The sequence below is a fragment of the Bacillus sp. BP-3 genome (genome assembly GCF_028401955.1).
GTDB lineage: Bacteria > Bacillota > Bacilli > Bacillales > Bacillaceae_G > Bacillus_A.
The window spans coordinates 36,928-55,161 of the sequence record NZ_JAQOTJ010000014.1; the positions used below are offsets into that span (position 1 = coordinate 36,928).

The 18,234-nt window shown below is 37.4% G+C and carries 17 protein-coding genes and 1 riboswitch; of the genes, 4 read left to right on the plus strand and 13 right to left on the minus strand.

Annotation, left to right across the window (positions count from 1 at the left end; genetic code table 11):
* Window positions 1-11: 11 nt before the first annotated feature.
* From PLX19_RS19415 to PLX19_RS19430, 4 genes are all read right to left on the minus strand, one after another.
* Window positions 12-1,004 (minus strand): ABC transporter permease, encoded by a 993-nt coding sequence (locus PLX19_RS19415; RefSeq protein WP_272190428.1) that lies wholly within the window; start codon window positions 1,002-1,004, stop codon window positions 12-14.
* Window positions 997-1,914 (minus strand): ABC transporter ATP-binding protein, encoded by a 918-nt coding sequence (locus PLX19_RS19420; RefSeq protein ID WP_272190429.1) that lies wholly within the window; start codon window positions 1,912-1,914, stop codon window positions 997-999. Before PLX19_RS19420 ends, PLX19_RS19415 begins: the two co-directional genes overlap by 8 nt.
* On the minus strand, window positions 1,911-2,720 hold the full coding sequence (locus PLX19_RS19425; protein ID WP_272190430.1) for an SGNH/GDSL hydrolase family protein: 810 nt from the start codon (window positions 2,718-2,720) through the stop codon (window positions 1,911-1,913). The genes PLX19_RS19420 and PLX19_RS19425 overlap by 4 nt, the downstream gene beginning before the upstream one ends.
* Before the next feature lie 112 nt (window positions 2,721-2,832).
* On the minus strand, window positions 2,833-3,810 hold the full coding sequence (locus tag PLX19_RS19430; RefSeq protein ID WP_272190432.1) for a LacI family DNA-binding transcriptional regulator: 978 nt from the start codon (window positions 3,808-3,810) through the stop codon (window positions 2,833-2,835).
* 135 nt (window positions 3,811-3,945) lie between these two features.
* Between PLX19_RS19430 and PLX19_RS19435 the strand changes: the two genes are divergently transcribed.
* On the plus strand, window positions 3,946-4,569 hold the full coding sequence (locus PLX19_RS19435) for a YczE/YyaS/YitT family protein (protein ID WP_272190494.1): 624 nt from the start codon (window positions 3,946-3,948) through the stop codon (window positions 4,567-4,569).
* Window positions 4,570-4,572: 3 nt separating this feature from the next.
* Here the strand turns inward: PLX19_RS19435 and thrB are convergent, their stop codons facing one another.
* The 5 genes from thrB to PLX19_RS19460 all read right to left on the minus strand — a co-directional run bounded on the left by thrB (window position 4,573) and on the right by PLX19_RS19460 (window position 10,171).
* Complete coding sequence (thrB, locus tag PLX19_RS19440) at window positions 4,573-5,496, minus strand: homoserine kinase (RefSeq protein WP_272190433.1); 924 nt, start codon at window positions 5,494-5,496, stop codon at window positions 4,573-4,575.
* A complete protein-coding gene (thrC, locus tag PLX19_RS19445; RefSeq protein WP_272190434.1) occupies window positions 5,493-6,551 on the minus strand; it encodes a threonine synthase in 1,059 nt (352 codons plus the stop codon). The genes thrB and thrC overlap by 4 nt, the downstream gene beginning before the upstream one ends.
* A complete protein-coding gene (locus PLX19_RS19450) occupies window positions 6,551-7,846 on the minus strand; it encodes a homoserine dehydrogenase (protein ID WP_272190435.1) in 1,296 nt (431 codons plus the stop codon). Before PLX19_RS19450 ends, thrC begins: the two co-directional genes overlap by 1 nt.
* A 143-nt stretch (window positions 7,847-7,989) precedes the next feature.
* On the minus strand, window positions 7,990-8,895 hold the full coding sequence (gene metA, locus PLX19_RS19455; protein WP_272190436.1) for a homoserine O-acetyltransferase MetA: 906 nt from the start codon (window positions 8,893-8,895) through the stop codon (window positions 7,990-7,992).
* The gene (locus PLX19_RS19460; protein ID WP_272190437.1) at window positions 8,876-10,171 is read right to left on the minus strand and encodes a bifunctional O-acetylhomoserine aminocarboxypropyltransferase/cysteine synthase; all 1,296 of its coding nucleotides are present in this window, start codon (window positions 10,169-10,171) and stop codon (window positions 8,876-8,878) included. Before PLX19_RS19460 ends, metA begins: the two co-directional genes overlap by 20 nt.
* A gap of 92 nt (window positions 10,172-10,263) precedes the next feature.
* Window positions 10,264-10,367, minus strand: a riboswitch (SAM riboswitch).
* 186 nt (window positions 10,368-10,553) lie between these two features.
* Here PLX19_RS19460 and PLX19_RS19465 point away from each other — a divergent pair.
* The 3 genes from PLX19_RS19465 (at window position 10,554) to pdxK (ending at window position 13,778) form a co-directional block, all read left to right on the plus strand.
* Complete coding sequence (locus tag PLX19_RS19465) at window positions 10,554-10,925, plus strand: enoyl-CoA hydratase (protein WP_272190438.1); 372 nt, start codon at window positions 10,554-10,556, stop codon at window positions 10,923-10,925.
* A gap of 632 nt (window positions 10,926-11,557) precedes the next feature.
* Complete coding sequence (locus tag PLX19_RS19470) at window positions 11,558-12,799, plus strand: chloride channel protein (RefSeq protein ID WP_272190439.1); 1,242 nt, start codon at window positions 11,558-11,560, stop codon at window positions 12,797-12,799.
* Between the two features lie 154 nt (window positions 12,800-12,953).
* A complete protein-coding gene (pdxK, locus tag PLX19_RS19475) occupies window positions 12,954-13,778 on the plus strand; it encodes a pyridoxine/pyridoxal/pyridoxamine kinase (RefSeq protein WP_272190440.1) in 825 nt (274 codons plus the stop codon).
* A 34-nt stretch (window positions 13,779-13,812) separates the two neighbouring features.
* On the opposite strand, the gene PLX19_RS19480 is transcribed toward pdxK, so the two are convergent.
* From PLX19_RS19480 to PLX19_RS19495, 4 genes are all read right to left on the minus strand, one after another.
* A complete protein-coding gene (locus tag PLX19_RS19480) occupies window positions 13,813-14,853 on the minus strand; it encodes a GGDEF domain-containing protein (RefSeq protein WP_272190496.1) in 1,041 nt (346 codons plus the stop codon).
* Window positions 14,854-15,026: 173 nt separating this feature from the next.
* Window positions 15,027-15,230, minus strand: a complete 204-nt coding sequence (locus PLX19_RS19485) for a YbdD/YjiX family protein (protein ID WP_272190441.1) — start codon at window positions 15,228-15,230, stop codon at window positions 15,027-15,029.
* Window positions 15,223-17,298 carry a carbon starvation CstA family protein gene (locus PLX19_RS19490; protein ID WP_272190442.1) on the minus strand — a complete coding sequence of 692 codons (2,076 nt, stop codon included), beginning with the start codon at window positions 17,296-17,298 and terminating at the stop codon, window positions 15,223-15,225. The genes PLX19_RS19485 and PLX19_RS19490 overlap by 8 nt, the downstream gene beginning before the upstream one ends.
* Window positions 17,299-17,421: 123 nt before the next feature.
* The gene (locus PLX19_RS19495; protein ID WP_272190443.1) at window positions 17,422-18,138 is read right to left on the minus strand and encodes a LytR/AlgR family response regulator transcription factor; all 717 of its coding nucleotides are present in this window, start codon (window positions 18,136-18,138) and stop codon (window positions 17,422-17,424) included.
* Window positions 18,139-18,234 lie beyond the last annotated feature (96 nt).

Consider the following 18,234-nt stretch of genomic DNA (forward strand, 5'->3'; position numbering starts at 1 on the left):
TTCCTATCGAATTAATTTACCATGTCTTGTTTTGTAAATACTACAAAAGCGATCATGAGCGATACAACTGCCCATACCGTGAGATTGAGTAATGAAAAACTCATCGATAATCCTTGCAACGCTGGTAACTGTCCTGACAAATAATCCGTTAGCGATAAGTTAACACTAAAAATATATTTTGCCCCTTCCCAGGACGTTGCAAAATTATTTAAGATACCTCCAGCAATTAACGCTGCCAGCATAATTCCCATACCGGCTGGTGTATTGCGAATCAGTACAGACACCATAAATGAGATTGTGCCAACAACAATTGCTACAAACCAAGCAAGTCCGTAAGCCATAACAATGTATTGCCACTGCGGAATGAGATGAACAAAACTTGTATTTAACGTATCCTTCTCAGTTGCAAAACCCGTCAGCACCGGCAAATCCCATCCAGCATAACCAAATACAATGCCTGATAACAAATAGGAAAGAACCCCTACAAGCAACAAAATGAGTGAAATAAACAACACCATCGTCACATATTTACTTAAAAGAATTTTCCAGCGCCGAATCGGCCGCGTAAGGAGCATTTTCATTGTTCCGTCGCTTCGTTCTCCCGATACGATATCAATTGCTACAATCATGATAAGAAGCGGGATAAATAGTGTAATTCCTTGTTCAATAAACATACGTACAAAAGTCGGTGCGCCCGGTGCACTTGGATTAATATTATGGTCTAAATAATATTGTTGCTGCTGCACTCTTACCTTTAACCACGATTTCCATTCTTCGGGAAGACGCGAATTATTTAAACGGTTTTGTGAATCAACGATTTGCTGCTGTAATGATACTTTCCAATCGCTCGTACCAAGGCGCTTTACAGTCGTCTGCACTTCTCTGTACTGTGCATAAACAAAAATCGGAATTAAAATTGCTAAAATAAGCATGACTACTACAATACGTTTCTTTCGATATATTTTCTCCGCCTCATTATAGACGAGGTTCGCAAATTCACGCATGTTGCTCCCCCTTTGTCAGTTCCATAAATAGATCTTCCAATGTAAATACAACTTGTTTTACACTATGAACGTCTACAGCGTGCTCAATTAACTGCTTATTATAAAAGCTTACACGCTCTTGATTCATGCGGCATAGTAGTCGCCCTTCTTCTATGACAAGTTCTGTCACTTCCCCCGAATCTTCAAGCAACGATTTCGCTTTATCTAGCGGCGTCACAACCCACTCCACACGGTCGCTTGCTTGTTTCACTAACTCTTCAACACTTGCGACCGTAATTACTTTCCCCTTATGAATAATTGCAACGCGGTCACATATCATTTGTACTTCGCTTAATAAATGACTAGAAATGAATACGCTCATGTTTTCTTCTTTCACAAGCGTATGCACAAACTCCCGAAGTTCCCGAATACCAGCTGGGTCGAGACCATTTGTCGGTTCATCTAATATAAGGAGTTTCGGACTGCCAAGAAGAGCTTGTGCAATCCCAAGACGTTGCTTCATCCCAAGTGAATATGTTTTCACTTTATCATGAATGCGTTCATCAAGATGTACCATTTTGGCAATTTCCATAATCCGCTCATCGGAAATCCCACCTAACATACGGGCAAATTGCTTTAAATTTTCAAATCCCGTTAAATATGTATACAATTCAGGGGTTTCAACGATACTTCCAATTTGCTTCATCGCACCGCAAAAATTTTCTTTTATGTCATAACCACCAATCGAAATACTTCCTTCTGTTGCCGTAATGAGACCGACAAGCATTCGAATCGTCGTTGTCTTCCCTGCCCCATTTGGGCCTAAAAATCCAAATACTTCCCCTTGCTGTATATCAAATGATACATTTTCAACGAGCGTTTTCTTCTTAATAATCTTCTTTAAGTTTCGTACAGATAGAATCGCCGTCATTTTTTCTCACCTCCAGCTAGTTTTAACTGGCTAACAACGTTTTGTAATAAACGATCTGCTATTAATGTATAACCGGCTTCATTCGGGTGAAAATGATCCGAATATAATAAATCCTTACCACGATTTTGGAACATATCAAACGTTGGGACAACATATACGTTTGAATAACTAAGCGCAAGCTTTTCTAATGATCCATTCCAATCGACAACAATTGGAGACGAGCCTTTTAACTCTTCTACATCTTCAAAAGGATTATACAAACCAATCCAAAAAATTGAGCTGTTTGGGTTTAAACTCCTTAATTGTTCCAAAATTTTCCTTGCGTTAGCTTGAAATGTTACGGTATCAGGACGATATGTCGTTAAATCAATGTTTCCAAGTGATTCCCATCCGGGAAATAAATCATTTCCACCAATTGTCAAAACAAGTACATCCGCTTGCTTAATTGCATACCTGGTACCGCTGCTTTCCATTTGTTTTAGTAAATCTGGCATTTTTGCACCGCTCACCGCTAAATTTGTGAGCGCTACCTTTTGTTTGTATTTTGTTTGCAGTTCATTCTTCATCCGTCCAATATATCCAATACCTTCTTTATCTCCAACACCGCGAGTTAACGAATCACCTAGGCTAACAATTTGTAATGTTTCCTTTTGTTGTTTCCCTTTCGCTTCTTTTTGCACGGTAGGAGTTAGCTTAGATGTTTTCGGATTTAGAACATCACTCACACTAGTAATAAATCCGTATGCAAATAAACAAAAAGACGCTAGTGCAACGAATAAAATAACTTTCACAAATTTCGATCTCATGCTACCCCCCCCTTATAGATTGACCATATTATACCAAACGGAATTTTGAAAAGCGATTTTCATTCTCTTATGAAAAAAGCACAATCATTTTGATTAAGATTGTGCTTTTCGTTCATGTTGTCAGTCTTTCCGTTAACTTCGCAAATAACTCAATTCTTTTTACTTCTGCTTCCTTATTCATAATTTGTTCATGTAAAATTGTAAATGCACCTGCACCAACTTCCACACTCGAATGAGCAATGGTTGTAATATCTAATATCTCTGCAACCTGTTGATCATCGCATCCAATAATTCTAATATCCTCTGGAATCGAAAGACCATTTTTTTGAGCAGCTGTTACAATACCAGCTGCAATATGATTACAAGATACGAGAAGAGCCGTTGGACGCTCTTTCATATAAAGTAACGATTGAACAATACGAGCCCCATCTTCTACTGTGAAACAATCTATAAATTGCCACTCTTGTCGTGGCGTAACATGAATAGATGATAAAGCATCTGCGTAAGCCCTTTTTCGATTTTGACTATTAAAACTATCGCTTCGTCCAATGCAGTAACCGATTCGAGTATGTCCCTTTTCTATTAAGTACTCCATTCCTAATGCAAACGTTTTGTAGTGATCAATATGAATACTAGAAATTGTATTAGATATCGTGTCTTCACACGTCACAATCGGGCCAAATGTTGCGTATTTTTCAATCTCCTCACAAGCATTTATTTTCGAACATATAATGACCCCGTCTAACTTTTTCATCTTTAACATATTCAAAATTTCTATTTCTTTATCAGCACTATAACCCGTTTGGCAAAGCATCATATTGTAATTATGTTTTGCAGCCTCTCTTGAAATACCCTCTATAATTGCACTGTAATATTGATTATTTACAAATGGAAGAAGCACACCAATCACATTTGTTTTTCCTCGTACTAAATGAATCGCATTCGAATTTTGCGTGTAATTTAACTCTTCAATAATGGCTAATATCTCTTTTCTTTTCTGTTCATTTACATATGGATGATTATTTAAAACGCGAGAAACAGTAGAAATCGAAACCCCTGCCATTTCTGCGATTTTTTTAATATTTGACATCAAACAAGCTCCCTTCTTCCTACATATTACCGCATCCAAAACAATTTTAGAATTTAGAAATATCCCCCTTGACCTGGTAAGCTTTCCACATTATATCCTGTGCTAGCAGAAGAAATAAGGAAGGATTGGTGTTTTATTATGCCATTAAAATTAGAACATATCTTTTTCATAGGTGGATTACTGTTACTTTCTCTCGGAATCAATATGATGACAACCATCACTTCATTTGGCCTTAGCCCGTATGATTCCCTTTTCATTGCTTTATATCAAAACTTTGGTTTAAGCATCGGCTCTTGGATGTTTATTATTAATTTGATTTTTACTCTTATCGTACTGTGTATGAATCGAAAGCGTATTACAATTGGGACAATTGTGACGATGGTGCTAATCTCTGTCTTTGTTGATATGATTGGCTCAGTTACAGTTATAATGGATGGCATTCGATCTCTTCCAAAGTATATAACACTCATATGCGGAAATGTATCTGTCGGCGCAGGTATTGGTATCTATGTTTCATCACAGCTTGGGACTGCACCGCAAGAAGCATTTGTATTAACAATCTCGGAAAAAACAAAATGGTCCTTTCAAAAAACTGAAATTTCTCTAGCTTGTTTATTTCTAACTGCTAGTTTCATGCTAAATGGTCCTATCTATTTCGGCACCATTATTCTCTCTTTTACAACTGGCTGGCTCATTCAAACATTTATTCAAGTTGGTACAAAAGCATTACAAAGTTGTCGTACGCAAGAAGCCCATTGAAAGTTATATACTTTCAATGGGCTTTTGTTGTTCATATATAATATGAACTCCTTCATTTACAACTTGAAGCGTTTCTACTACGCAATAGCTGAAAATTGATTGCAGCCATACCCTTATTTCTTCAGCACTTCCTTTTTTCACATAACAAAGTACAGTTGGCCCGGCGCCGCTTAAAGAAACACCATATAAATGTTCATGTTCTAATTCTTGAAGCTTTTGTAATTCAGTTACGAGCTCTTTCCGGTATGGTTCATGAAACATATCCTGTTTCATCATTTCCCCAGCAAGCACCCAGTCCTCCTTACATAGGGCCGCGACAAGTACATTAGCAACGCCGCTGCCACGAATACCGTCCATATACGGTAACGTACTCGGAAGCACATCTCTCGAATGAACTGTTTTTAGTTCATATGAAGGAATGACCGCGACAAGTTCTATATCATAAATAGGTTGAGACAAAAATGAAATATCTTTTCCATCATATGTTCCTATCATAAGGCCGCCATATAAGGCCGCTCCAACATTATCAATATGCCCCTCCATTTCCGTTGCAATCAATAACTTTTCTCTTCTAGATATATGTAATTCGCAAAGCTGATCAGCAAGTTCAATGCCCGCAATAATTGCCGAAGCGCTGCTTCCAAGTCCGCGCGCTAATGGAATATCACTGTCTAGATGAAGATGACAATAGGGAAGCTCCTTACTATAACGGGCAGCTACCATGCGCGCCGTCTGAATGAGTAAATTATTCTCACCTTTTGGAATCCCTTGAAGAATTGTTGTTTTCGCTGTGCATTCCCAGCTAGAGTGTGAAAATACATCTACCGTTAAATATTTGCTTACTGCAAGACCAATTGAATCAAAGCCTGGCCCAAGATTTGCTGTACTAGCCGGCACACGAATTGTAAACATAGGAGCCGCCTTCATCGAAGGACAACTCCTTGAATATGCTCAAACACAACCTTTTCATCATTTGGCAGCACAAGCGGTTGAATTTTTTTTGTATCAATCGCAATATTTGGGTCCTTTAAACCGTTTCCTGTTAAAACAGCGACAATGCCGCTTCCTTTTGCTATTTCTCCTGTTTGTACTTGTTTGTAAATTCCGGCAAGCGATGCACAAGAAGCAGGCTCCGCAAAAATCCCTTCATACTTAGCAAGCCATTCATATGCCCTAAGAATTTCTGCATCTGTTACCTCATCAATTTTCCCATTTGAATCATGAGCAGCAGCAACGGCCTTATCCCAACTTGCGGGGTTCCCGATACGTATTGCAGTCGCAACTGTCTCCGGTTCCTCAATTTTATATCCACGCACAATCGCTGCCGATCCTTCTGCTTCAAAGCCGCGCATCTCAGGTAAACCCGTGCCGCGCTTTTCGTTATACTCCTTAAAACCTTTCCAATACGCTGTAATATTCCCTGCATTTCCAACTGGAATGGCTAAAATATCAGGTGCTTTCCTAAGTGCATCACAAATTTCAAATGCTGCTGTTTTTTGTCCTTCAATGCGATATGGGTTCACTGAATTCACAAGTGTAATCGGTGATGAATCGCTAAGCTTTCGTACCATTTGCAAGGCATGATCAAAGTTTCCATCAATACTAATAATTTCAGCTCCGTACATGACTGCCTGCGCTAGCTTGCCATAGGCGATTTTTCCATTTGGAATCATAACAATACAAGATAAACCTGCGCGCGCTGCATAAGCAGCTGCCGATGCAGATGTGTTTCCTGTTGAAGCGCAAATAACCGTTTTGCTGCCAACTTCCTTTGCCTTTGCTACAGCCATAACCATCCCGCGGTCTTTAAAAGAACCCGTCGGATTTGCCCCTTCTACTTTCGCATAAACAGAAACACCCCATTTTTCTGAAAGATTTTCTAATAAAATAAGCGGTGTATTTCCTTCTGATAGCGAAAGCGACGGTGTTTGCTCATTAATCGGTAAATATTCTTTATAAGCAGCAAGTAATCCGTTCCACATTAGCGAGCATCTCCTTCAATACGGTAGTTTGCTTTCACACAATCTACTTCTTCATACGTCTCTAGTGTTTCGAGAATGTATGTATAATCTGCAAGGGATGCACGATGTGTAACAATAACGATTTCTGCTGCTCCTTTCTTTTGTAATGGCATTTGAATAATCTTTTCAAAGCTTACGCCTCGTTCAGAGAATAGTGATGTAATTTTCGCAAACACACCTACTTCATCCTTCACATGAAGGCGGAGAAACTTCTTCACATAAATTTCGTCTTCTGCTTTTAATACTTTTTTATATTGCGGCGTTACTGCACTATTTCCTGTTACACCAAGACGTACATTTTTCATAACCGCTACTAAATCAGATACAACTGCTGTTGCTGTTGGCAAACTTCCCGCACCTGGTCCGTAAAACATTGTTTCTCCTACCGCTTCGCCATATACATATACTGCATTATATTCGTTTTGAACGGCGGCAAGCGGGTGTGTATTTTGTAACAATGTTGGTTCTACTGTTACCTCTAATTTTTCACCATCGCGCTTCGCTACACCGATTAACTTAATTGTATAGCCTAGACTCTTACTATACGAAATGTCCTCCTCCGTAATAGATGTAATTCCTTTTACATTCACATCATGAAGTTCTACATTTGTAGAAAATCCAAGTGTTGCTAAGATCGTCATCTTTCGTGCCGCATCTAAACCTTCAACATCTGATGTTGGATCTGTTTCTGCAAATCCAAGCCGCTGCGCTTCATTTAACACGTCGTCATACGCTCTCCCTTCGTCAGACATTTTTGTCAAAATAAAATTCGTTGTTCCGTTCACAATACCCATCATTTTCGTAATCCGATCAGAAGAAAGACCTTCTACAATGCTTCGTAGAATCGGAATACCACCTGCTACACTCGCTTCATAAAACAAATCCGCTTGATTTTCCTTTGCTACAGTAAGAAGTTCTGCACCGTGAAGTGCCATTAAATCTTTATTCGCTGTGACAACATGCTTACCGTTTTGGAGCGATTGTAAAATATATGCTTTTGCCTCTTCTATACCGCCCATCACTTCAATCACAACATCAACATCTGGATTATTTATAATTTCATCTGGATTCCTCGTTAATAATGTAGGGGTTACTTGGACCTCTCGTTCTTTTTCTAAGTTTTGTACTAATACTTTTGCTACTTTGATAGGACAACCGATTTGGTGTGCTAAACGATCTTGATGATCTTCAATAATGCGCACGACACCGCTTCCTACAGTTCCAAGACCTAATAGGCCAACTTGAATTTCGTTCATAGTACTGTCCACCCCTTTAAAAATTGTATTTAGGTGCCATTATATAAGGTCAGATCACAAAAAACAATATATTTAGAACATTCTGAATAATAAAGATCGTTCTTTACAAAGAAAACGTTACCACGTGTTATGCTCAACTTCCTTTACAAAATATAAGGAGTTTCCTGATACACATAGTAATTCAACCAATTTGAGAATAGTAAATTTCCATGACTACGCCACCTTACTACTGGATTTTCCAAAGGATTGTCATGCTTAAAATAATTTTTGGGAATAGCAATATCCAATCCTCTTTGCTGATCGCGCTCATATTCTTGCTTTAATGTCTCACAGCTGTATTCACTATGACCAAGAACAAAAATATGCTTTCCATCTTTATTCATAACGAGATGAACACCGGCTTCTCCAGAAGTCGCTAACAGATCGAGCTCCTGTATGCTTTGAATATCAGATGCCCGTACTTCTGTATGGCGAGAATGCGGTGCAAAAAAGCTTTCATCAAAACCGCGTAATAGTTTCACATGCTCCTGCTGCACTTCATGTTCAAATACCCCAAACATCTTTTGTTCTAGCGGATATTTCGGAACGTCGTAGTGATAATACAATCCTGCTTGCGCCCCCCAGCAAATATGAAGCGTTGATGTGACATGTGCATTCGAATACTCCATAATTTGCTTCAATTCATCCCAATAATCTACTTCTTCGAAAGGAAGTGTTTCAACCGGGGCACCAGTAATGATAAGTCCGTCAAATTTTTCTCCTTCAATATCACGAAATGTTTTATAAAAGCTTGTTAAATGCTCCTGCGTTACATTTTTTGCTGTATGGGACTCCATATGAAGTAAATGGATATCGAGTTGAAGCGGTGTATTTCCAATTAAACGAAGCAACTGCGTTTCTGTTTCTTGTTTTGTTGGCATTAAGTTTAAAATAGCAAGCTTCAAAGCACGAATATCTTGCCTTTCTGCTCGTTCTTTCGTCATCACAAAAATATTTTCATTTTGTAATACTTTACGAGCTGGTAAATCTTTAGCAATGATGATCGGCATACTGTTTTCCTCCAGAAAGTGCTACCCCTAAATCAGCAATAATATCCGCCGCATCTTCAATACCAACCGATAACCGAATTAAATCAGGCGTTACACCTGCCAAACATTGCTGCTCTTCTGTAAGCTGACGATGCGTTGTGCTTGCAGGGTGAATGACACAAGTTCTTGCATCTGCAACATGCGTCACCAATGTGGCAAGCTTCACATTTCCAATAAACTGTTTAGCAGGTTCAAGGCCGCCCTTTATTCCAAATGTTAAAACACCGCTCGCACCTTTCGGTAAATATTTTTGCGCCAATGCATAATTTTCATTACTTTGAAGTCCAGGATAATTAACCCACTCAACGCATTCATGCTGCGATAACCACTGTGCAACGGCTAGTGCATTTTGGCTATGACGCTCCATGCGAAGATGCAATGTCTCTAAGCCAATATTGCTCATGTACGCATTGAATGGGCTCATACAATTTCCATAGTCTCTTAATAACTGTACACGAGCTTTCACAATATATGCCGCTTGCCCGAACTTTTTCACATAACTCACACCATGATAGCTTGGGTCTGGTTCAACAAATTCAGGAAACTTACTCCAATCGAAATTCCCTCCATCAATAACAATGCCGCCTAGTGAGCTTGCATGACCATCGATATATTTCGTTGTAGAATGAACAACAATGTTTGCACCATGTTCAAATGCATGACATAAATACGGTGTCGCTAATGTATTATCCACAATAAACGGTACTCCAAGCTCTTTTGCCGCATCAGAAAACTCTTTAAAATTCAGTACATTCATCGCTGGATTCCCAAGCGATTCCGCATATACAAGCTTTGTTTTCTCATTTGCGAGGGCAACAATTTCATCAGCAGATAAGTTTGGATTAAAGAACGTGACCTCAATCCCAAGCTTTTTAAGACTAACTGCAAATAAATTAAATGTACCGCCGTATACTGTTGATGAGCAGAGCAAGTGATCACCACTGCCACAAATATTTAATATCGCTAGCATAATTGCAGCTTGCCCTGATGCCGTTGCAACCGCACCAACGCCGCCTTCTAACTCTGTGAGCTTTTGCTCAAAGGCCGCAAGCGTCGGGTTTCCAATACGCGTATAAATATATCCTTCCGCTTCCAAATTAAAGAGGGCCGCTAAATCATCAGAAGTATCATATTTATACGTCGTGCTTTGATAAAGCGGCAAAACACGCGGCTCACCATTTTTTGGCGTATAGCCACCTTGCACACAAATCGTTCCTTTTCCCCATGATTCTTCCATTTCTCAATCTCCTTTCTTTTATAAAAAATAAAAAACTGCTCCTTTCCTGAATAAGAAAGAAGCAGTTTAGATAAACGCTCGCCATGTAGCCTTTCTTATCTTTCAGGAAATACCTGCAGGATTTAGCACAATTCCGATTTACGGCTGTTGCCAAGGTTTCATAGGGCCCGTTCCCTCCACCTATTCTTGATAAGACATATGCAATTACCGATGATTTTATAGAAATTATTTCCTCATGTCAACTTTTTTCTGAATGTTCTTAAAATATTTCATTAATTACCCCATCATTTCCACCACCAGACTTTACCGAGTAAAGAATATTCTGTAAAATTCAAGGTATGAATGACAAATCATTCACAAACCAATAGGAGGCGATACATACATGAAAGTCGGGGAAATGTTAACTTTTGAAAAATCATTTACGAGAGAAGATGTAGAGCTATTTAGTAAAATTTCTGGTGATGCCGGTGAACACCATGTCGTTCCAGATGAACATGGACGCGTAATGGTACAAGGATTACTAGTTGCAACATTACCTACGAAAATTGGCGGCGATTTAAATTTTATCGCAAGAGATGCGGAATTTACTTTCTTACGTCCAGTCTTTACCGGAGATACCGTTCGATGTGAAGTCACACTTACTCATCACGAAGAACAAGCAGATCGAGTAATTGCCGTTTCAAAGGCAGAATGCTTTAATCAAAACGGTAAAAAAGTGTTGGAAGGATCTTTTCAAGGGATTATTCGTCAATAATTAAAGTAAAACTTCCATCAGTGGGGGATGCTTCATCCCTCACTGATAGAAAACCTGCCCCGCTTATTTTTTTACTTCTCTCTAAACCGTGAAATGAGATTTTACCACCTACCACTTTCCAGAGACACAAATAACATATATACATGAATTTATTATATGAATAGAATGAAATAGGGCTTTAAATTTGAAAAAATACAGGAAATGTTCTATTTTAAGATAAAAAATACATTTTAAAAACCTTACTTACTATGTAAAATGAAAGAGTTATATTTTATTCATTATGGTAACCCTGAAAATACTATTTGCAACAATGTTATACCTTATATAAATGTTTCTACATCACTTATTATAAAGTGATCTTTTTTCTTTATAGGGATACTTTCAAAACTTAAGTTGATTGGTATATCACTGTGCCCCCTACACATTTTTCATATGAATTTCAAATAAAATTCATATAAACCCTTTAATATTAAACACTATAGGTAATTCTCTATCTTTTGTATCAATTCTCTTCAATAAGTTCTTTATAAAAATGGAAAAAGAACTGTTATAACATTTATAAGTATAATTATTTTCGTATCAAAATCCCGAATTTTTTCATAACAGACTATAACATAAAGGAGGCATAAAAAATGGAAATTAGGAGAGGCATGCATTCTTTACTTATCATGTACGGTATGTTTCTAGGTGCTATAGTTGGTGCTACAGTCTGGTTATTTTTAGTTACCACAAATGCTGGAATTCATTTTATTTGGGGATATTTACCTAAAGAATTTTCATTACCACCTTATTACACAATTTGTGTAACAGTGCTTGGCGGTGTTCTTGTCGGACTGTCACAAAAGTACTTCGGTACATGCCCGCGTTTAATGCCAGAGGTAATGGGTGAATATAAGAAAACAGGTAGGATTGAGTACCGTTTTGTGCTTCAATCTACGTTAACAGCTATTATTGTTTTAATATTTGGTGCAAGTTTAGGACCGGAAGCAGCACTTGTTGGAATTATCGGTGGACTTTGTACGTGGGTTGGCGATCGTTTTCATTTTACTTTAAAAGGAATGAAGGGACTAACTGAAATTGGAATTGGCGCTACTTTAAGTGTTATTTTTAATGCACCATTATTCGGTTATTTAGCTCCAAGTGAAAATGAGAATAAACCAATTGACGAAATTTCCAAAGGAAAAAAGACTATTGTATATCTCGCTACTACTTTTGCTGGTTTTTCTGTTTATTTATTACTTAGTAAGTTTGATAATCGAGGATCTTTTATTGTTGATTTTGGGAAAGGGTCTTTTTCATTACATGAATGGCTTGCCTTTTTACCTCTGATTTGTATAGGAGCTGGTGTCGGCTATTTTTATTTCAAGGTAGAATATATATTGGAAAAAATAGTCCATCCTTTTCAAGAATATAAAGTTACATTAGGAGTTATAGGTGGCATTCTTTTAGGGATTGCAGGAACTTTACTACCCTATACAATGTTTTCAGGAGAACATCAATTAAAAGACTTAGTCCATGAGTGGACAGCATTATCATTTGGGATGCTGCTTCTTTCAGGGGTTTTAAAATTATGTGTAACGGCAGTTTGTTTAAGTACAGGTTGGCGCGGCGGACATATTTTTCCAATTGTATTTGCTGGTGCAAGTATTGGATATGCTGTCGCTACTGTCATACCACTAGATCCAATTGCTTGTGTAGCCATTGTCACTACAGCCATTTCAAGCTATGCAGTACGAAAACCAATCGCTATTACATTATTATTACTCATGTTCTTCCCAATTAATTTATTGATACCAATGATTGGAGCTGCAATGATTGGTAATCTATTTCCACTCCCTAACCATAATGAACAGGAAGGAATAGTACAAAGCTAAAGTAAAAATATATAAGCAATACTACCGCTATGAAAGTGTTAGTACTGCTTGTTTTGATTGAACTACTTTCTTTTTTCACTTTGTACTTCCTCATATCATTGATATAATAATTAAAAATATGGTTTTCATTCTATCACCCAAGGGGGCTTTCAAAATGTCATTAAATAAAGCACTGACAATTGCTGGATCGGATACAAGCGGCGGCGCTGGTATGCAAGCAGACTTAAAAACATTCCAAGAGCTTGGTGTATACGGTATGACAGCTCTGACAACAATCGTAACAATGGACCCGCATAACGGTTGGGCACATAACGTGTTCCCAATTCCAGCGTCTACATTAAAACCACAACTAGAAACAACAATTGAAGGTGTTGGCGTTGATGCATTAAAAACAGGTATGCTTGGCTCTGTTGAAATCATTGAGCTGGTTGCTAAAACAATTGAGAAGCATAATCTACAAAACGTAGTAATAGACCCAGTTATGGTATGTAAGGGTGCAGATGAAGCACTTCATCCAGAAACAAATGACTGCTTACGTGACAAACTCGTTCCAAAAGCTTTAATTGTAACACCAAACTTATTTGAAGCGTATCAACTAAGCGGTGTCAAAATTAACTCACTTGAAGATATGAAGCAAGCTGCTGAAAAAATCCATGCTTTAGGAACAAAGTATGTACTTATTAAAGGCGGCAGCAAGCTAGGAACAGACAAAGCAATTGATTTATTATACGATGGAGAAACATTTGATATTTTAGAATCTGAAAAAATTGAAACAACGTATACACATGGCGCAGGTTGTACATACGCTGCTGCAATTACAGCAGAACTAGCAAAAGGAAAACCTGTAAAAGAAGCAGTTCAAGTGGCAAAGGAATTTATTACAGCTGCCATTCTTCATTCTTTCAAATTAAATGAATATGTAGGACCAACACATCACGGTGCATATCGTAGATTTGGCGCTGGAAAAGAACTTGTATAAAAAATAAAGTCGTCATTTGTGACGACTTTATTTTTTATGAAACACGATTTCTACCATTTCGTTTAGAAGAATACAATGCATCATCTGCAAGTTGAATAAACTCTTGTGGTGAATCTTTATAAATTGAAGTACCTACTGAAATCGTGATATTTAAACAACTATTATTTTGCAATCGAAACACATGATTCTCTACATCTGTTCTAATTTTTTCCCCTATATCTACAGCGAACTGTAATGTTGAATTTGGTAACAATAACGCAAATTCTTCTCCACCTTTTCGGAACACTAAATGCGGAAATGGAGAACTATTCTTCAAAATTTCTCCTACTTGCTGTAAAACTTCATCACCTGCTGGATGCCCATACTTGTCATTCACACGCTTGAAATAATCGATATCTACCAACAATAAACAGAGCGAACTTTCATCGCTTTTCTTATCTTCAATATGTCTATTCAATTCTGTATCAAACTTACGAACATTCCCAAGTCCTGTTAATGCATCTATCGTTGCTTGCTGTTTCATCACATGAAATAACTCGTTTGATTGCAAAACATAATGTGCACTTAAAAAAGTAATATATCCTGTCGTGATGCTAATAAGTAAGTATAGGCTTAATACAAAAACATCTTGGAAAACAAAATAAATCGCAAGCGATGAAATTGTTAAGCAATAAACATGTAACCATATCCATTTTTTCAGCATTGAAATATGAAATGTTGAAATAAGAGCACATCCAATACCCGTTAGTACAAGAACACATACAGATGGACACATTGAATAACCTGTAAACAACAAACGTGCAATTAAGAGAATGCTAGCCGATAGTAAACTTGCAATGGGCCCACCAATAATAGCAGCTAATATAACCGCAAGATATCGTAAATCTAACATTACACTCTCAACTTGAACACCAAACTTTATAAGCAGGGCACCTAAAGCACCCGTTACAATACCAACAAAACATTTCACTTCAAATGATAATGGCTCTTTTAATGAAGTATTTTTTAAAAGTTGCCCCCCAACAAAAATAAAGGAAAGAATAATAGTTGTATTAATAAATAGATCGTCTAGCATAAACATATACCTGGCCTTTCTACAACTTAACACTTTACAAAAAACTTGTCCCTTTCCTACTTATTATTGTATATTATATCCCTATAACTCCCAAACATTTTTTCTAGATGTTTCACGTGAAACTTTCAAACAAAAAAAGAGCGAAATCTCGCCCTTTTTTCACTATAACCTCGTTAGCAACATCTCGAAATTTTCCCACCCTTTGCATTAAATCTTGCCTCTTGCGCTTCAGCAAAAAATTGTTTTCGAGATAATACTTGCTCGTTTGGATGATATTGTTTCATATGCACAACGTACTTTTCATAACTCGGCACACCAACAAGTAAGCTAATAAATTGTTTTCGATATCTCCACATGTTAATTACTGTTTTAAGCATAATGCTGTGCCTCGCTTTCATCACGTGGAACATACGCTGCTTCTTTTAAAGGCATCGCTTTATTATTTAATACTTGTATCCATATTCTAATAGACGATATTAGTACTGCAATTACAACAAGCATAAAAATTCCACAAAGCGCTGCATCAATATAATCATTAAGAATAATTTGTTTCATCTGCGCTACGTCTTTCGCTGGTGCTAATAGTTTACCTTTATCTAGTGCACCTTGGAACACTTTTGCATGAGAGAGGAATCCAATTTTCGGATTTTCATGAAATAACTTTTGATAACCCGCTGTCATTGTCACAATTAGTAACCATGTTGTCGGAATGAGCGTCACCCAGACGTATGCCTTTTTCCCCATTTTAAACAAAACAGTCGTTCCAAGTAATAATGCAATCCCAGCTAACATTTGATTTGCAATTCCAAAGAGCGGCCATAATGTATTAATACCGCCAAGCGGATCAACTACCCCTTGATATAAGAAATAACCCCACCCCAGTACACATATTGTCGTTGCTACAATATTTGAAAGCGTAGAATCTGTTTTTGCAAACGGTTTATAAACTTGCCCTAAAATATCTTGAATCATAAATCGACCAACTCGTGTTCCTGCATCAATTGTTGTTAAGATAAAGAGCGCTTCAAATAAAATGGCAAAATGATACCAAAATGCCATTAACGCTTTTCCACCAATAACTTGAGAGAAAATATGAGCCATCCCAATTGCAAGCGTTGGTGCCCCGCCTGTACGAGATAATATCGTTTGTTCTCCAACGTTTGCAGCTAGCTCTTTCAATTCATTTGGTGTTACAGTAAATCCCCAAGAACCAATTACTTGTGCTGCCTGTGTTACATCCGTTCCAATAAGTGCTGGCGGGCTATTAATCGCAAAATATGTACCTGGTGTTAGTACACAAGCTGCAATCATTGCCATCGCTGCAACGAATGACTCCATCAACATAGCACCGTAACCAATTGATTGGGCGTGCCCTTCTCTTTCTATCATTTTCGGAGTTGTACCAGAAGAAACAAGTGCATGGAAACCAGAGACAGCTCCGCAAGCAATTGTAATAAATAGAAATGGGAATAAATTCCCCGAAAATACCGGACCTGTTCCATCAATAAATTTTGAAACTGCTGGCATTTGTAAATCTGGTGCAACAATGATAATACCGAGCGCTAAACCAACAATTGTTCCAATCTTTAAAAACGTACTTAAATAATCACGCGGTGCAAGTAATAGCCAAACAGGTAATGCAGAAGCAATAAATCCATAAATAATTAGCATAATGGCAATTGTTTCACCTTTAAATGTAAACATAGTCGCAAGCATTGGATTTTCTGCTACATATTGACCCGCTACAATCGATAAAAGAAGTAAAATAATACCAATAAATGACCCTTCTCCAACACGACCTGGGCGAATATACCGCATATATACACCCATTAAAATAGCAATTGGAATAGTTGCTGCAATTGTAAACATTCCCCACGGACTTCCTACAAGCGCTTTTACCACAACAAGAGCTAATACCGCTAATAAAATAATCATAATACCTAAAATACCAATCATTGCAATAAAACCTGTTACAGGACCGATTTCTGCTTTAATCATTTCACCAAGTGATTTTCCGTTACGGCGCATAGATGCGAACAAAATCACAAAATCTTGAACAGCTCCAGCTAATACAACTCCAACAATAATCCAAAGTGTTCCTGGTAAATATCCCATCTGTGCAGCAAGAATTGGCCCAACTAACGGACCAGCTCCAGCGATTGCAGCAAAATGGTGTCCAAATAAGACCCATTTATTGGTCGGAACATAATCTTTCCCATCATTTAGAAGCTCTGCTGGCGTTTTTCGGTTGTCATCCAACTCAAAAACTTTTTTTGCAATAAATTTACTATAAAATCGATACGCAACCGCATAGACAGAAACGGCAGCAACCAATAACCAAACTGCATTAATTGTTTCACCGCGAGATAATGCTAACACCGCAAATCCCGCTGCTCCTAAAGCCGCAATCACACCCCAAAGTAAAATAGATTTCCATGCTTTCAAATATAATCCCCTCCTATGTTATGTCTTAGAGGGAATTGTACTAAATTTTCAAAATATTTAGAAATAATATTCCTTATGATGAGTATTTCCTATTGTAACATGTCCAAATTCGGCCACGACCTGCTACAACTCAATTTTATTTCGAAGTCGTTTTACATAATTTCTGCTAACAGGAATTGGCTGATTATCATACTTTTCTAAATATAAATTATATGTCCCGTTATAATAAGGCTTTAATTCTTTCACATAAATAACATTAATAAGATAACTTTTATGCACACGTAAAAAATCATATGCCGCTAGCCTATTTTCTAATTCTTGTAATGTATATGTGGAAATATATCGATTATTATTTGTATAAATAGAAACGGTTTTATTTTCTTTATTCTTGCTTATGTATACAATATCATCTGGAAGAATATATGTAATTCCTTCATGGCTCTCAATCGGAAGCTTTTGCAGTCGATTCTTCTCTTGCTTTATTTTTTCTTGCTCAATACTATGCAATAAAAATTGCAAATCTTCCTGCCCAAATGGTTGCAATAAATAATAGAAAGCGTGGAAACGAAATGATTTAATTGCATCTTTTATATCATTTCCCGTGAATATAAATTTTGTGCTTAACGTTAATTGGCGCAGCAATCCTGCAACTTCAAATCCTGTTCCATCTGGTAAATCTGTATCTAGAAAAATAAAATCTGGCGTATGCTTTTTCGCTAATTGTAGTGATTCCATTCCCGTCTTTGCTTCAAAGCATTCCAAATTATTTACGTGTTCTGTGAAAAAATCTATTAATTGACCCCTGTCTTCTTCTCTTTCATTTACAATTAAAATTTTCATGTCTACCCAACCACCTAATCCTTTTGTCCATACGCCTCGTTGTATACATTCGCTTTTCTAGAAATAAACCCTTTTTACAAGCCAGTTTTCTATCAA

What these genes read in the sequence shown, in the direction of transcription:
- PLX19_RS19415 (WP_272190428.1), bottom strand. Translation starts at nt 1,004, where the DNA reads ATGCGTGAATTTGCGAACCTCGTCTATAATGAGGCGGAGAAAATATAT.
- PLX19_RS19420 (WP_272190429.1), bottom strand. Translation starts at nt 1,914, where the DNA reads ATGACGGCGATTCTATCTGTACGAAACTTAAAGAAGATTATTAAGAAG.
- PLX19_RS19425 (WP_272190430.1), bottom strand. Translation starts at nt 2,720, where the DNA reads ATGAGATCGAAATTTGTGAAAGTTATTTTATTCGTTGCACTAGCGTCT.
- PLX19_RS19430 (WP_272190432.1), bottom strand. Translation starts at nt 3,810, where the DNA reads ATGTCAAATATTAAAAAAATCGCAGAAATGGCAGGGGTTTCGATTTCT.
- thrB (WP_272190433.1), bottom strand. Translation starts at nt 5,496, where the DNA reads ATGAAGGCGGCTCCTATGTTTACAATTCGTGTGCCGGCTAGTACAGCA.
- thrC (WP_272190434.1), bottom strand. Translation starts at nt 6,551, where the DNA reads ATGTGGAACGGATTACTTGCTGCTTATAAAGAATATTTACCGATTAAT.
- PLX19_RS19450 (WP_272190435.1), bottom strand. Translation starts at nt 7,846, where the DNA reads ATGAACGAAATTCAAGTTGGCCTATTAGGTCTTGGAACTGTAGGAAGC.
- metA (WP_272190436.1), bottom strand. Translation starts at nt 8,895, where the DNA reads ATGCCGATCATCATTGCTAAAGATTTACCAGCTCGTAAAGTATTACAA.
- PLX19_RS19460 (WP_272190437.1), bottom strand. Translation starts at nt 10,171, where the DNA reads ATGGAAGAATCATGGGGAAAAGGAACGATTTGTGTGCAAGGTGGCTAT.
- PLX19_RS19465 (WP_272190438.1), top strand. Translation starts at nt 10,554, where the DNA reads ATGAAAGTCGGGGAAATGTTAACTTTTGAAAAATCATTTACGAGAGAA.
- PLX19_RS19470 (WP_272190439.1), top strand. Translation starts at nt 11,558, where the DNA reads ATGGAAATTAGGAGAGGCATGCATTCTTTACTTATCATGTACGGTATG.
- pdxK (WP_272190440.1), top strand. Translation starts at nt 12,954, where the DNA reads ATGTCATTAAATAAAGCACTGACAATTGCTGGATCGGATACAAGCGGC.
- PLX19_RS19480 (WP_272190496.1), bottom strand. Translation starts at nt 14,853, where the DNA reads ATGCTAGACGATCTATTTATTAATACAACTATTATTCTTTCCTTTATT.
- PLX19_RS19485 (WP_272190441.1), bottom strand. Translation starts at nt 15,230, where the DNA reads ATGCTTAAAACAGTAATTAACATGTGGAGATATCGAAAACAATTTATT.
- PLX19_RS19495 (WP_272190443.1), bottom strand. Translation starts at nt 18,138, where the DNA reads ATGAAAATTTTAATTGTAAATGAAAGAGAAGAAGACAGGGGTCAATTA.